The organism is Brevibacterium ravenspurgense, assembly GCF_001584615.1.
GTDB classification, from domain to species: domain Bacteria; phylum Actinomycetota; class Actinomycetes; order Actinomycetales; family Brevibacteriaceae; genus Brevibacterium; species Brevibacterium ravenspurgense.
The window spans coordinates 59,151-73,616 of sequence record NZ_LQQC01000004.1 but is presented as its reverse complement, the minus strand read 5'-3'; the positions used below and the strand labels follow the sequence as shown (position 1 = coordinate 73,616).

Annotated in this window: 11 protein-coding genes; 4 read left to right on the top strand and 7 right to left on the bottom strand. The window is 64.0% G+C overall.

All coding sequences use genetic code 11. The features are described 5' to 3' along the window. Window position 1: 1 nt before the first annotated feature. Window positions 2–667 carry a CoA transferase subunit B gene (locus Bravens_RS01640; RefSeq protein WP_062019719.1) on the top strand — a complete coding sequence of 222 codons (666 nt, stop codon included), beginning with the start codon at window positions 2–4 and terminating at the stop codon, window positions 665–667. Window positions 668–826: 159 nt separating this feature from the next. On the opposite strand, the gene manA is transcribed toward Bravens_RS01640, so the two are convergent. The 5 genes from manA to Bravens_RS01615 form a co-directional block, all read right to left on the bottom strand. Continuing rightward, window positions 827–2,059 carry a mannose-6-phosphate isomerase, class I gene (gene manA / locus Bravens_RS01635; RefSeq protein ID WP_062019717.1) on the bottom strand — a complete coding sequence of 411 codons (1,233 nt, stop codon included), beginning with the start codon at window positions 2,057–2,059 and terminating at the stop codon, window positions 827–829. A 104-nt stretch (window positions 2,060–2,163) separates the two neighbouring features. Beyond that, window positions 2,164–3,612 (bottom strand): LCP family protein, encoded by a 1,449-nt coding sequence (locus Bravens_RS01630; protein WP_062019715.1) that lies wholly within the window; start codon window positions 3,610–3,612, stop codon window positions 2,164–2,166. A 14-nt stretch (window positions 3,613–3,626) separates the two neighbouring features. Continuing rightward, on the bottom strand, window positions 3,627–4,772 hold the full coding sequence (locus Bravens_RS01625) for an acyl-CoA dehydrogenase family protein (RefSeq protein WP_062019713.1): 1,146 nt from the start codon (window positions 4,770–4,772) through the stop codon (window positions 3,627–3,629). 11 nt (window positions 4,773–4,783) lie between these two features. Further along, window positions 4,784–5,305, bottom strand: coding sequence for a 5-(carboxyamino)imidazole ribonucleotide mutase (purE, locus tag Bravens_RS01620; protein WP_062019711.1), 522 nt, complete (start codon window positions 5,303–5,305; stop codon window positions 4,784–4,786). 14 nt (window positions 5,306–5,319) lie between these two features. Continuing rightward, a complete protein-coding gene (locus tag Bravens_RS01615; protein ID WP_062019709.1) occupies window positions 5,320–6,468 on the bottom strand; it encodes a 5-(carboxyamino)imidazole ribonucleotide synthase in 1,149 nt (382 codons plus the stop codon). 97 nt (window positions 6,469–6,565) lie between these two features. Between Bravens_RS01615 and Bravens_RS01610 the strand changes: the two genes are divergently transcribed. Continuing rightward, complete coding sequence (locus Bravens_RS01610; RefSeq protein ID WP_062019707.1) at window positions 6,566–7,114, top strand: GtrA family protein; 549 nt, start codon at window positions 6,566–6,568, stop codon at window positions 7,112–7,114. On the opposite strand, the gene Bravens_RS01605 is transcribed toward Bravens_RS01610, so the two are convergent. Both Bravens_RS01605 and Bravens_RS01600 read right to left on the bottom strand, forming a co-directional pair. Next, on the bottom strand, window positions 7,073–8,236 hold the full coding sequence (locus Bravens_RS01605) for an alkaline phosphatase family protein (protein ID WP_062019705.1): 1,164 nt from the start codon (window positions 8,234–8,236) through the stop codon (window positions 7,073–7,075). The two genes, Bravens_RS01610 and Bravens_RS01605, sit on opposite strands and share 42 nt — an antisense overlap. A 90-nt stretch (window positions 8,237–8,326) precedes the next feature. After that, window positions 8,327–8,914, bottom strand: coding sequence for a DUF5998 family protein (locus Bravens_RS01600; protein WP_062019703.1), 588 nt, complete (start codon window positions 8,912–8,914; stop codon window positions 8,327–8,329). Window positions 8,915–8,984: 70 nt separating this feature from the next. Here Bravens_RS01600 and Bravens_RS01595 point away from each other — a divergent pair, with 70 nt between their 5' ends. Both Bravens_RS01595 and Bravens_RS01590 read left to right on the top strand, forming a co-directional pair. Beyond that, window positions 8,985–11,654: a bifunctional acetate--CoA ligase family protein/GNAT family N-acetyltransferase gene (locus tag Bravens_RS01595; protein WP_062019701.1), complete on the top strand. Its 2,670-nt coding sequence runs from the start codon at window positions 8,985–8,987 to the stop codon at window positions 11,652–11,654. Between the two features lie 126 nt (window positions 11,655–11,780). Continuing rightward, window positions 11,781–14,417: a DNA gyrase/topoisomerase IV subunit A gene (locus tag Bravens_RS01590; protein WP_062019699.1), complete on the top strand. Its 2,637-nt coding sequence runs from the start codon at window positions 11,781–11,783 to the stop codon at window positions 14,415–14,417. The last annotated feature ends 49 nt before the right edge of the window (window positions 14,418–14,466 follow it).

Sequence of the window (14,466 nt, the reverse complement as noted above, 5' to 3'; positions counted from 1 at the left end):
CATGGCACTTTCACGCAACCAGATGGCTGCCCGCGCCGCGCAGGAACTCGAAGACGGCAGCTACGTCAACCTCGGCATCGGCATGCCCACCCTCGTCCCGAACTATGTTTCCGACGACGTCCAGCTGGTGCTCCAGTCCGAAAACGGCCTCCTGGGCGTGGGCCCCTACCCTACCCGCGAAACGGTCGATCCGGACCTCATCAACGCCGGCAAGGAAACCGTCACCATGCGCCCGGGTGCAGCGTATTTCGACTCTGCGCAGAGCTTCGGCATGATTCGCGGCGGCAAGATCGATGCGGCCATTCTCGGTGCTATGCAGGTCGATGAGAAGGGCGACATCGCCAACTGGATGATCCCCGGAAAAATGGTCAAGGGCATGGGCGGAGCCATGGACTTGGTACACGGCGCGAAATCCGTTTTCGTCATCATGGACCACGTGGCTCGCGACGGTTCGCCCAAGCTTCTTGAGAAGTGCGAACTTCCGCTGACCGGCAAGGGCGTTGTGCAGCGCATCATCACCGACCTCGCCGTCATCGACGTCACCCCGGAGGGCTTCACGCTCGTTGAACGCGCCCCCGGTGTCACTGTCGAGGAAATCGTCGACAAGACGCAGGCGAAGCTGATCGTAGACGGAGATGTTCCCGAAATGCAGGTTGCCGACGTCTGATCCTGCCGGGATACCCATCAACCACAGAAACACCCGTCAGCCTTGCTGCTGACGGGTGTTTTGTTGCTTGTGGGTGTATGCAGGACAAGTGAGAGGGACGGTCATCTGACCGTCCCTCTCAGTGTCTGCGCCTGCTGGCTGAAGCAGCCAGCCGGTGTGTCAGCGTCCCAGGCCGCCGACGAACAGGGCTCCCTGGCCGTTGAACGTGGGAGGGGCTTCGTCAGCGCCGATGAAGTAGGCGTCACCCGGGTTCAGCTGCTGGGTGCCGTGGTCGGTGCTCACCTGGAACTCACCCGAGGTGCACAGGGCGATCGTGGGAGCGTCCTCGCCGAGCTGGAGGTTGTCAGCACAGCTGATGACCTGCATTCCGAAGTCGCGGCATCCGGTGTCGAGCAGACCGCTGTCATCAGGGTGCTGGATGTGGGGCTTCTGCACTTCGAAGCGCACCAGGCGCTGCAGTTCGGGAATATCGATGTGCTTGCTGGTCAGGCCACCGCGAACGACGTTGTCAGACGAGGCCATGATTTCAACGCCCAGACCGCGCAGGTAGGCGTGCGGAATGCCGGCCTTCATGGCAAGAGCCTGGCCCGGGAGCATGCGGACCATGTTGAGCATGAGCGCAACGAGAGCGCCCGCGTCGTTCGGGAAATCACCGTTGGTCATCCGCAGGATGTGGATCGGATCGATATCGCATCCGATGCGCGAATCGCAGTCTGGTGCAGCCTCAGGGATATCGGCGGCGGCCAGACGGTCGGCAACCGCACCGAAGTTGGGAGTATCCAGCAGGAGGTTCATGGAGTCCTGCAGCGGGTTGTCCCCCGCCAGGACCTCACGCCACGTGAGCAGTGCCGCGTGGGTGCCCGGCACCTCGGCAGCCAGCAGACGGTCAACGGTGGCCGCAATCGCGTGAGGCTCGCGGAAACCCGTGAGTGCATCAAACGGCGACAGGGCGTAGATGAGTTCGGGCTTGTGCCACGCGTCGCGGTAGTTGCGGTGCGGTGCATCGATGGGAATGCCGGCGGCGTTTTCGCGGGCAAAGCCTTCACGGGCCTGTTCGAGGTCCGGGTGCACCTGAATCGACAGCGCCTTGTCCGCTGCGAGAAGTTTCACGAGGAAGGGCAGACGCGGGCCGAAGGTTTCAACCGTTTCTTCGCCAAGAACAGCGGCGGGGCTTTCGGCAACAACGTCAGACAGGGTGCGCGGAAGAACTGCAATTCCGTAGGCCTGTTCCGATGCGGGGGCGGACCAGACGACCTTTGAGGGCCTGGCTTCGTGCGCTCCGAACCACATTTCGGCAATGGGTTCGCCAGTGGGAGCCTGTTCGAGAAGGGCGGGAATGGCGGTGGTCGAACCCCAGGCGTAGTTAGCCGGCGAGCCTTGTAGCTTCAACATCGTCTCCTTGCAACCTTAGCGTCCGGCTACCGTAGGAGTCCACTGTGAACGCTATGGCCGCAGAAGGCGACATCAAGGTGAAGAGGAGGTTACATTCACCGAAATCACTTGGGAACCGAGCAGATGGAGCTGGCCTTGGGCTTCTTTTCAGCCGCGTGCGCCGGTGCGGGCGCGAACAGCCCCGCTGATGCCTGCTTGTCCTCTTGCTTGGACTTCTCGATTCCCTCTTGGACCAGCTTCTTGGTCACTGTGAAGTCCGGATGGGAAGGTGTGACCTGCGGCGGGGTGAGCTCAACCGAGAGCATCTTCTGCGATTTCGCCTTCATGCCCAGGTTGATGAAGTCGTCGGCCTGCCGCTGCGGAACGTCGGTTGAAATGACATCCGGTGCGGCCGCGGCGAGTTTCGTAAAGCGCGTCATAAGGGTCGCCGGATCCATCTGCCGCAGCATGGCTTCCTGCACGCAGCGCTGGCGGACCATGCGCTCGTAGTCAGAGGAGAATTCGCGGGAACGGCCGTACCACAGGGCTGTGCGACCATCCATTTTGATGTTCTGCCCCGGTTCAATCCATTCCTTCGGCGGATAGTGCTTGCCGGTGGCCGGGTTGATGGGCCTCGAGATGGGCACGCGCACTTCCGAATTCAGCCGAATGCCGCCCATGGCGTCAATGAGCTGTTCGAAGCCCTTGAGGTCGATCATCGCGTAGAACTGGATGTCGAGGCCAGTCACGCCTTCGAGGGCTTCAACCGTGCCCTGCACTCCAGCGGGAACATCGCCCTCGTATTCGTCGGCGTGTTTTTCCGCTTCCTGATAGACGGCGTTGATGAGGCAGTCATTGCCGCAGTTGTAGCCCTGCGGGAAGTGCTTGTGCATGGGCGAAGACTTGGGGAACGGCACGTTCTGGGTGTTGCGGGGAATGCCGATGACAACCGATTTTCCGGTTTTGGCGTCCATCGACACAACCGTGAGGCTGTCGGGGCGGATGCCCTCGCGGCCCTTGCCCGCGTCAGAGCCGAGCAGAGCCACGTTGTACCGGCCCTCGACCGGCTTCTTGAGCTTGCCGGAAGCGAACAGCTGAGACATGAGCGAACGCTGCGCGTTGACCGTCACGCCGCCCCACGCGGTGCCCAGGCCCACGATGAGGGCGGCAGCCAGACCTACAGCCAAGAACTTCGGCCGGGTCTTCTTGCTGAGGCTGACGACCTTCACGCGCCGCATGGTGTCCAGCAGACACACAACCCAGTTGATGCCGGCGGCAAGCACCACGAGCAGAACGACGATCAACAGAAAGGGATCGGTGCCGACGGTCAACAGGAAGCTGCGTTTGATAAGCGCAATGATGACGGCCGCCAGCACCAGCACCCAGGTGCCGAGTGTGATGCCCAGCGCCGTCCGGGTGAACTTCCGCGGGGCGCCGAGCACACTCTGCACGGAACCCGGCACGAGCGCAGAGCACAGCAGCAGCCACCACCCGCGGCGATCCCGGACATACTGTGGGCTTCGCTTGGGGTTGCGGATGGGGTCTGCGTACTGCAGCTGCCTGCGCTGGCTCATGCGGGTGTCGTCTTTCAGCCCAGCAGCTTGCGTCCCATGACCAGACGCTGGATCTGGTTGGTGCCTTCGTAGATCTGGGTGATCTTCGCATCGCGCATCATGCGCTCAACCGGGTGGTCGACAACGTAGCCGGCACCGCCGAGCAGCTGCACCGCATCGGTGGTGATCTCCATGGCGACATCGGAAGCGAAGGCCTTGGCGGCTGCGCCGAAGAAGCCGAGGTCGTCGTCATCGCGCTCCGACTTCGCGGCTGCCGCGTAGGTCAGCTGGCGGGCGGCTTCAAGCTTCATACCCATGTCCGCGACCATGAACTGCACAGCCTGGAAGTCGGACACGGACTTGCCGAACTGCTTGCGGTCCTTGACGTAGTCGATCGCGTAGTCGAGCGCACCCTGGGCAACACCGACGGCCTGCGCGGCAATCGTCACACGGGTGTGGTCGAGGGTGCGCAGGGCGATCTTGAGGCCTTCGCCTTCATTGCCGATGATGCGGTCGCCGGGGATGCGGCAGTCTTCGAAGAACAGTTCGCGGGTGGGGCTGCCCTTGATGCCGAGCTTGCGCTCCTTTTCGCCGAAGGTGAAGCCCTCGTCGTCTTTTTCCACCACGAATGCGGTGATGTTGCGGCCGCGGGGGCCTTCGGGGTCGGTGACGGCCATAACGGTGTAGAAGTCAGAAACACCTGCATTCGTGATCCAGGTCTTGACGCCGTTGAGCACCCAGTCGTCGCCGTCGCGCTTAGCGCGGGTCTTCATGCTGGCGGTATCGGAGCCTGCTTCGCGTTCGGACAGGCCGTAGGAGAATCCGCGGCCCTGTGCCAGCTGCGACAGGTACTTCTGCTTGATCTCTTCGCCGCCGCCGAGGATCACCGGCATGGAGCCGAGCTTGTTGACGGCGGGGATGAGGGACGACGACATGCAGCCGCGGGCCACCTCTTCGATCACGATGCAGGTTGCCAGGGCGTCTGCACCCACACCGCCGTATTCTTCGGCCACGTGCGGGGCGAAGAAGTCGGTGGCCACGAGAGCATCGTGTGCTTCCTGCGGGTAGCGCGCCTCAGCGTCGACTTCGGCTGCGGCGGGGACGATTTTGTCTTCGACGATCGAGCGCACCGCAGCGCGGATCTCTTCGTGCTCTTCGGTCAGCTTGTAGACATCGAACATTGGTTTCCCTTTCAGCTGTGCTCTTCGAGCCGGCGCTTGAGCGCTCGGCCCTTCTCTTCAGCGGCACGCCCCAGTTCGAGGCGGTAGTCGTCAAGGCGACCGCGCAGAGCCGCCGACTCGTCATCCCGTCCGGCGCCGATGATTCTGGCGGCCAGCAGGCCCGCGTTCTTCGCTCCGCCGATCGACACGGTCGCCACCGGCACACCGGCGGGCATCTGGACGATCGACAGGAGTGAGTCCATGCCATCGAGGTGCTTCAGCGGCACCGGAACGCCGATCACCGGCAGGGACGTGACCGAGGCGATCATCCCGGGAAGGTGGGCGGCACCTCCGGCACCGGCGATGATGACGGAATACCCCGCCTCGTCAGCACGGGCACCCCATTCGATCATGTCGTGGGGCATGCGGTGGGCGGAAACGACTTCCGCCGTAAACTCGATGCCCAGTTCTTCCAGGACGTCCGCGGCGGCGCTCATGGTGGGCCAGTCCGAGTCGGACCCCATGACGATGCCGACTTTCGGCTTGGTGCTCATGTCTGCGTCCTCCCTCAGGGCAGGTCAGGGTGCGGGTTGGTGTCAGTTCCGGCAATGAAGTGCGCCGCGTGGCGGGCGCGTGCCAGAACCGATTCGACGTTGTCACCGCTGATGTTGACGTGTCCGAGCTTACGACCGGGACGCACTCCCTTGCCGTACATGTGGACCTTGACCTGCGGGTCGTGAGCCAAAACGTGCAGATAGGCCCGGTAGAGGTCTTCGCGGTCGGCACCGAGGACATTCGCCATGACCGTCACGGGTGCTTTCGGGGCCGGGTCACCCAGCGGGAGATCGAGGATGGCCCGCAGGTGCTGTTCGAACTGGGTCGTGATTGAGCCGTCCTGTGTCCAATGGCCCGTATTGTGCGGCCGCATGGCCAGTTCGTTGACCATGTAGCCGTCAGCGGTTTCGAACATCTCCATCGCCATCACACCGGTCACGCCGAGCGATTCGGCGACCGTGAGCACATCAGCGGTGATTGCCTGGGCCTTCGCGGGATCGAGGTCGGGAGCGGGTGCGACGGCCTCAGTGCAGATGCCGCCTTCCTGCAGGGTTGCCACAACCGGCCACACGGCGGTCTGGCCCATGGGCGAACGGCCGACCATGACGGACAGTTCGCGGGTGAAGTCAACGGCCTCTTCGGCCAGCAGCGGGCCCTTGCCGAACCAGTCGGCGGCTTCGTCGGCGCTGTTGATGAGCTTGACCCCGTGGCCGTCATAGCCGCCGCGGGGCGTTTTCACGATGATCGGCCAGCCGATCTCATCGCCGAAGGCCTGCAGGGAATCAGTGTCTGTTACTTCGCGCCACGTGGGGTTGGGCAGGCCGAGTTCGTCCATTTTGGCGCGCATCTTGAGCTTGTCCTGCGCGTAGACGAGCGCGTGAGGGCCGGGGTGGACGCTGTGACCGGCTGCCACAAGGGCTTCGAGGTGCTCAGTCGGCACGTGCTCGTGGTCGAAGGTGATGACGTCGACCGTTTCAGCAAACGCGCGCAGCGTGTCGAAGTCCTTGTAGTCCCCGACGGTCACCTGAGAGGAAACCTGCGCGGCAGAAGACCCTTCTGCCTCCGACAGAACATGAAAAGCAACACCGAGCGCTTCGGCAGCCGGCGCCATCATGCGCGCCAGCTGACCGCCGCCGATTACACCAATACGTGGAAAAGACACGCCCTCACTCTAGCGCCCGCCACCCGACCAAGCCCTGAGTGACTCGCACCCAGTGTCGACCAACCCGCAGTGGGTGCAGCCTGCCTATAGTGGGCGCGTGGGCAAGAAGAGACGCGAACTCGTCAAAATCGGCCGCTTCACGGTGGTCGGGACTGTCGCATTCTTCGTCGACGTCAGCGTTTTCAACCTGCTCATGCTGACTGTCCTGCAGGGCCACCCCGTGTGGTCGAAGACCGTGGCGGTTCTGTGTGCAACAGCTGTTTCATGGATCGGGTCGCGGCGCTGGACCTTTGCCGACCAGGAGTCGCGCTACCGGCCCGCTTTTGAGGGCATCCTGTTCTTCGCCGTCAATGCCGCGGGGATGGGCATCGCGCTTCTCACCCTCTGGGTCTCCCACGATGTTCTGGGCTTCACATCGCTGCTGGCCGACAACATATCCGGCAATGTCATCGGACTGCTGCTGGGCAACATCATGCGGTACTTCGCCTACCGATCCTGGCTGTACCGCGGAAAGTCGCACAGGCGCGAGGTCCTGACAGACACCTCGTCAGATTTCGGCAACCCGGCACCTGCCCCAGAATCAGACTCAGCCCAAAAAGCAGACTCAGCCGTGCAGAACGAGCAGCGGGATGGTGAGCTCGGCTGAGCTCACTCCCCCGTGGTGGCCCAGCAGGCTCAGAGCCGAAGGCGAATCATTGCGCGAATCGACAATGGCGGTTGTTTCGTCACACACCACCACGAGGTCGCCGATGCGGGCGCGGAAGGCATCGGCGACTTGCCCGAACCAGCCTTCGCGAATGGCTTCGGTACGGGTCATGACGCGTCCCCTGCCGGCCAGCTGAGCGCGGAGGGCTTCCGCTGTGTCGTCGCGAGCGCCGTCGCGGGTGTAGAGGTGTGCCGCCCGGGGCTCTCCCCCGACGGCTGTCAATCCCGCCGCCAGCTCAGGGTGTTCGGCCAGGTCAATGCGGTTGTCGTGGGCGACATCGACCATGCCGTGATCAGCGGTGATGATCATTGTCATGTCCGGCCCGAGCGCTGCCGCGAGGCCGCTGAGCATCTGGTCGACCTGTTCGAGCTGTTCGATCCACTGGTCGGAGTTCCAGCCGGCCTGGTGTCCGGTTTTGTCGAGTTTGCCCCAGTAGAAGTAGACGAGCCGGCGGCCGGGAGCGCGCATTTCTTCGTGTGCGTGACGCACCCGCTGCTCCCAGGAGTCAGAGCCGCGGAAGCGACCCCCGCGCAGGGTTGCCGCATTGAGTCCGCCGCGGCTGAACTTCGGTTCGCCCAGCTGCACGACGTCAAGACCGGCGGCGGTCAGCCTCTCGAACAGCGTGGTGTCCGGCACCCACCGGCTGGGGTCGACTTCGCTCGAACCTGTCAGCTGATTGAACACCTCGCCGCTTTCGGGGTCGAGGAGTTTGTAGCCCATGATTCCGTGCCCACCGGGCAGCATTCCCGTACCGAGCGAGGACAGCGAGTTCGCGGTGGTCGACGGAAAGCCCGCACTGCCGGCCCTCAGGTGCTGGCCGACGGAACGCAGAAACGGCGTGTAGGCCTTCCGGGCGCGCAGCAGTTCAAGCCCCATGCCGTCGATGAGCACGACAACCACAACGCGAGCTTCGGCCGCACTGCCGCTGAGAATCCGCTCGGTGCGCAGTCGCTGATCGGCTGACAGCACACTCTGGGCATCGAGTGCGGCGGCCGCTGCCGGAACGATGTCCGACAGCAGCGGGCTGTTCGCGTAGTCCGGCGGCTGAAACTGGTGTGTCACGCTGGGCTTTCTGACGTTGCGTACGGGATTTCTCTGACGAGGCGGAGGCCCGGTTCCGCACTGCCGTGCGGCCTGGGCGGGATGTTGGGTTTATCGGCGCTGGGTGCGTGCGGCGTGGATGACCCGGCGCAGTGTGTTCGCGAAGCTGACGGTCGCATCGACGGCCTGCTGGCCTTCGGCCTGGGCGGATACGCGCAGGGCGACGTCTTCGCTGAACGTGCCGCCGCTGAAACCGTGGTCGACATCGCAGTCGGGGTTGCCGCAGTTTTCGGGGAACACCTCCAGGCGACTGCGTGCACCCCAGGACATGATGAGCTGCACTTCCACAGGGCTGTCACCGGGGCGGTAGTGGGCGGGATCAGCGTAGGTGGCGAAGATTGCCGGGGCCGCGAGCTTGCCGAGTTCCACTTCTTCTGTGCTGCACAGGGCACGCGGTTCGCTCCACCCCGGTTCGGGATGTGGTTCGTCGTCAACGCGCGCAAGCACCAGTCGGGTGGGCGTGAGCACGAAGACGCTCACCAGCCGGTGGATGGTGTCGAGGTCCATGTGCGTGTCGGTGTAGACCAGGTGGTCGAGCACGGGTTCGTCCAGCAGGGCTTCCGCTATTGCAGTCGCTGCTATCTGCGGGTAGTAGCCGGCGTCTTGGATGTCGGCGATGAGTCGCTGTGGAAGGTCCATTGCACCATTGTCTACTGCCGCCCGCGCGTAGGGCTAGGCGGGAGCCCCCGCGGGGCATAAGCTGGGTGGTATGAGCGCCTATCCACAGTCTTGGGAAGCCGACGTTGTCCTCCGCGATGGTGCGACGGCGCGTCTGCGCCCCATTCTTCAAAGTGATGCCGACGGTGTGCAGGCTATGCACTCGAAGCAGTCAGCCGAATCCATCTACATGCGGTTCTTCGCCCCGATCAAGCAGATCCCAGACAAGGACCTCGAGCGGTTCGTCAACGTCGACTACCGCGACCGCGTTGCCTTTGTCATGACGATCCGCGACGAGATCATCGGCATCGGCCGCTACGACCGGCTGGATGAGAACTCTGCCGAGGTGGCGTTCAACATTGCGGATGCGCACCAGGGCCGCGGCATCGGCTCAATTCTTCTGGAGCACCTGGCCGCTGCGGCCCGCGAAATGGGCATTGACCGTTTTGTTGCCGAGGTTCTGCCGCAGAACCGTCCCATGCTGCAGGTGTTCGCCGCCGCCGGCTACGAGGTCACCCGCGAATTCGATGACGGGGTTGTGGCTGTTGCTTTCGACATCGACCCCACGGAGAAGTCCCGGCAGGTGCTGGCATCGCGTGAGCATCGTGCTGAGGCCCTGTCGGTGCGCGGCATTCTGCACCCCGAATCGATTGTTGTATTCGGGGCTTCGCGCAGCCGTGCGTCGATCGGCAATCTGCTGCTGCGCAATCTGACTGCCGGCGGCTTCCGGGGTCGGCTCAACATCGTCCACCCGGAGGCTTCCGAGGTTGCGGGCCTGCCCACCGTGTCGAGCTTGGATCAGATTGAGGGCGACATCGATGTCGCCGTCATCGCGGTCCCTGCTGTCTCTGTCCCCCAGGTTGTCCGCGACTGCGCGGAACGAGGCGTCAAGGGCGTTGTCGTGGTCTCCTCTGGTTTTGCGGAGACTTCAGAAGAGGGTGCGCGACTGCAGGAGCAGGTGCTCACCACCGCCCGCACGTGGGGCATGCGCCTGATCGGCCCAAACTCCTTTGGTGTTCTCAACTCCGACCCCGAAGTTGACCTCAACGCTTCACTGTCGCCGTTCCTGCCCGATCCCGGCCACGTGGGCGTGTTCAGCCAGTCGGGTGCTCTGGGCACGGCAATGCTGGCGGCTGCCCGCGAGCGCGGCATCGGCATTTCGACTTTTGTGTCTGCCGGCAACCGTGCGGACTTGTCGGGCAACGACATGATGCAGTACTGGCAGGAAGATCCCGCCACGAACGTCGTGTGCCTGTACCTCGAATCGATCGGCAATCCGCGAAAGTTCTCGCGTATTGCCCGCAGGGTCACCCGCAATAAGCCCGTCATCGTCATCAAGTCCGATCTCACCGGAGGTGAGCTCCCGCCGGGTCACGCGGTGCGCGTGTCGTCCCTGTCTGCCAGCGCCATGGATCAGGTTCTTGCGCAGGCGGGTGTTATTCGCGCCCGCTCGGTCAGCCAGATGTACGACATTGCGCAGGTGTTCGACACGCAGCCGCTGCCGGACGGCAAGCGCGTGGGCATTGTGGGCAACTCCGCAGCGCTGTCAACACTTGTCGAACAGTGTGTGCGCGCAGAAGGGCTGAAGCTCGGCACCGCCCCGGTGTCCATGCACCCGGAGGCCACGGTCGATGACTTCGAAGCTCAGCTGCGGCAGGTGTACGCCAACCCGCACGTGCATTCGGTTGTCGTCATCATCACGCCTTCCCCCAGTGTTTCGTCATCCCAGATGGCGCAGGCCATTGCGGATGCAGCAGCCCAGTCGGGCAAGACCACGGTCGCGTGCTTCCTCGGGGTGTACGGCAAGGACGAAATGCTCACGTCCTACACCCGGTCTGCCGACGGCGAGCGCACCAAGCACGTCGTCCCGTCCTACGGCGGTCCCGAAGCTGCCGTGTGGGCGCTTGCCCGGGCAACCGAGTACGCGGTGTACAAGAAGTCCGATCACGGCCACTACCCGATCTTCACAGACCTGAAGGTTCGCGAAGCCCGCCGGATCATCGAAAGCAGCCTGGCGGAAGCCGATTCGCCCAGGGTGACCATGACTGATGAGGCCGCGCACGCTCTTCTGGGCGCCTACGGCATCGACGTGCTGCCCTATATATCCACCTCGACTGTCGAAGAGGCCAAGGCGGCCGCCGCGAAGATCGGCTATCCGGTAGCGCTGAAGGCTGTCCACAGGAAGCTGCGTCACCGCTTTGAGTTCGGCGGGGTGCGCCTTGCCATTCAGAACGAGGCGGAGCTCGTGGGCGACTGGAACGGCATCGCCGAGGTCATCGCGCAATCGCTCGATGACGATGACGACCGCCGCATCGACGTGCAGGCGATGGCGCCGGCGGGTGTCGGGTGCGTCATCCGCGCCGGCGAGGACCCGCTGCTGGGGCCCATGGTGTCGTTCTCCCTTGCCGGTGACTCCACCGAGCTGCTGGACGATGTTGCCCACCGGGTCGCTCCCCTGACCGACCTCGATGCCCGCAACATGGTGCGCACTCCGGGAGCCTCACCTCGTCTGTTCGGCTACAAGGGCCTGCCGGTGGCCAACGTCGAACCGGCCGAAGAGATCCTGCTGCGCCTGGCGGCGCTGGTTGACGAGTTCCCCGTCATCCGCAGCATTGAAATCCGCCCAATTATGATCACCACCGATAAGAGCTACCTCCTGTCGGCCCGCATTCAGCTGGCGGCTGATGCAGACCGCATGGACACTCTGCGCCGCAGGATGTGAACCGCCGACTGACTGACGCTTAAGCGCGCTCAGCCGACGCGGCGACCGTGAAATCAGCGGTTTCTGCCCTGCTGAGCGCTACACTGACCTCCTGATGGCACAGCCGCTGCACAAGGAGGAAGCCGCGTGACCGACGGTCAGATCGTCGATATCGATGTCACCCAGGAAATGGAGACGTCGTTCCTCGAATACGCGTACTCGGTCATCTACTCCCGCGCGCTGCCGGATGCTCGCGACGGCCTCAAACCCGTCCAGCGCCGCATTCTCTACCAAATGTCGGAAATGGGGCTGCGCCCCGACCGCCCCTACGTCAAGTCCTCGCGCATTGTCGGCGATGTCATGGGCAAGCTGCACCCGCACTCCGACACCGCCATCTACGACGCGCTGGTGCGCATGGCTCAATCCTTTGTCATGCGCGTCCCGCTTGTCGACGGCCACGGCAACTTCGGTTCGCTTGACGACGGCCCCGCGGCTCCCCGCTACACGGAGGCCAGGCTGGACCAAGCGGCCATGCATATGCTGCGCAACCTGGACGAAGACACCGTCAACACTGTGCCGAACTACGACGGTTCACTCACTCAGCCCGAAGCGCTGCCCAGCGCACTGCCGAACCTGCTGGTCAACGGGGCCTCCGGCATTGCGGTCGGCATGGCCACCAACATGGCCCCGCACAATCCCGGCGAAGTCATCGCCGCCGCCCGCCACCTGATCTTCAACCCCGACGCATCCCTGGATGAGCTCATGCGCTTCGTCCCGGGTCCGGACCTGCCGACAGGCGGCCGGATCATCGGCCTGTCGGGTGTGCGGGATGCCTACGAAACCGGCCGCGGCACCTTCCGCACTCGCGCAACCGTGAAGTTTGAGAACATCACGCCGCGTCGCCGTGGCATCACCGTGACCGAACTTCCCTACCTTGTGGGCCCCGAAAAGGTCATCGAGAAGATCAAGGACAACGTCCAGGCCAAAAAGCTGCAGGGCATCAGCTCGGTTGATGACTACTCTGACCGCAAGCACGGCCTGCGCCTGGTCATCGGCATCAAGTCCGGCTTCAACCCGGAAGCTGTTCTCGAAGAGCTGTACCGCCTGACCCCGATGGAAGACTCCTTCGGCATCAACAACGTCTGCCTGGTGGACGGCCGTCCCCGAACCCTGGGGCTGAAGGCCCTGCTCGAGGTGTTCATTGCCCACCGGATCGACGTCATCCGCCGCCGCAGTGAATTCCGCCTGCAGAAAGCACTCGACCGCCTGCACCTAGTGGAGGGTCTGCTCGTTGCGATCCTCGACATCGACGAGGTCGTCCAGCTGATCCGCTCCTCTGACGATGCCGCACAGGCGCGCACCCGGCTGATGGACGTCTTCGACCTCTCCGAAATCCAGGCGACCTACATCCTCGACCTGCAGCTGCGCCGCCTGACGAAGTTCTCCCGCATTGAACTCGAAGCTGAGCGCGACGAACTGCAGGCCACGATCGAAGACCTGCGGGAGATCCTCGGCGACGAACACCGTCTGAAGACCCTCGTGTCGGATGAGCTCGAAGAGACCGCGGAGGCTCTTGACACCGGCCGCCGCACGGTGCTCGTTGAGGGCAGCCTCAAGGAGATCAAGGCCGCCGGCCGCAAGAAGGGCAAGAACCTGCAGGTGGCCGACGAACCCTGCTGGGTGCTCATGTCCACCACCGGGAAGATCGCCCGGACGGCAACAGCCGGCGAACTGTCAGCCACCGGCCGCAGGGCTGCCAACGACGCTCTCATCGCGCAGATCCCCTCGAGCACCCGCGGATCCCTGGGTGCTCTGACGAACAAGGGGCGGGTGCACAAGATCGACATCATCAACCTGCCGTCCCTGCCGGACCAGGCCACCCGCCCCGTGCTGTCGGGCGGGGTGAAGATCACCGACTTCATCGAGCTCGAACGCGGAGAACAGGTCATCACCCTTATCGACCCCACTGCCGAGGTGGTGCTCGGCACACGCTTGGGCGTGGTCAAACGCGTTGCCGCAGGTGAGATCCCGAACAACCGCGACGTGTGGGACATCATTGCGCTCAAGGGCAAAGACACCGTCGTGGGCGCCGGCCAGCTGCCCAACCTCGATGACGGATCTGCCGTGTTCATCACCCAGGCGGGCAATCTGCTCACCTTCACCCTCGACGCCGTTCGCGCACAGGGGCCCGGTGCTGGCGGTGTCGCGGGCATTCGCCTGCCGAAGGACATCGAGGTCATCAGCTTCAGCGTTGTCGACCCAGCCGTGGAAAACCGGGTTGTGACGATTGCCAAGGGCGTGAACTTCAACGGCGAGGAAACCGAATCCGTCAAGGTCTCCCTGCTGTCGGACTTCCCTGCCAAGGGACGTGCCACCGCGGGTATGCGCAGCCACCGCTTCCTCAAGGACGAAACCGAGCTCGTAACAGCCTTTGCCGGACCCAACCCGCAGGCGGCCGCCAAGACCGGCGGTGCACGCGCACTGCCGGACGAGCTGTCTCGCCGCGACGGTTCGGGCGCTCCCGTTGAAGGCCGGATCGATGCGATCGGCACCCTGCCGCGCACCGGCATTGCCGCAGATCCAGCGGCAGCCGACGGCACCTCGGCAGAGGGAACCGCACCCGCCGGTGGTGGAGAAGCCGCGAAGAGCGGTGCCAAGAGCACAGCCAAGGGCGCTGCGGGCGCACCTGATTTCAGCGACGACGACCGCTACGCGCGGATCGGCCGGGACAAGGATGACGACAGCGGCGTCATTGTGTCCCACGACGACGAACAGCTGTTCTGACGGAGCCTGGGCTCTGACGGGGCACGCTCAGCCGACCGTCAAAGCTCGA

Bases quoted from the DNA above. Each gene is read 5' to 3' on its own strand.
- Bravens_RS01640 (WP_062019719.1), top strand. From the start codon at position 2: ATGGCACTTTCACGCAACCAGATGGCTGCCCGCGCCGCGCAGGAACTC.
- manA (WP_062019717.1), bottom strand. From the start codon at position 2,059: ATGTTGAAGCTACAAGGCTCGCCGGCTAACTACGCCTGGGGTTCGACC.
- Bravens_RS01630 (WP_062019715.1), bottom strand. From the start codon at position 3,612: ATGAGCCAGCGCAGGCAGCTGCAGTACGCAGACCCCATCCGCAACCCC.
- Bravens_RS01625 (WP_062019713.1), bottom strand. From the start codon at position 4,772: ATGTTCGATGTCTACAAGCTGACCGAAGAGCACGAAGAGATCCGCGCT.
- purE (WP_062019711.1), bottom strand. From the start codon at position 5,305: ATGAGCACCAAGCCGAAAGTCGGCATCGTCATGGGGTCCGACTCGGAC.
- Bravens_RS01600 (WP_062019703.1), bottom strand. From the start codon at position 8,914: ATGGACCTTCCACAGCGACTCATCGCCGACATCCAAGACGCCGGCTAC.
- Bravens_RS01595 (WP_062019701.1), top strand. From the start codon at position 8,985: ATGAGCGCCTATCCACAGTCTTGGGAAGCCGACGTTGTCCTCCGCGAT.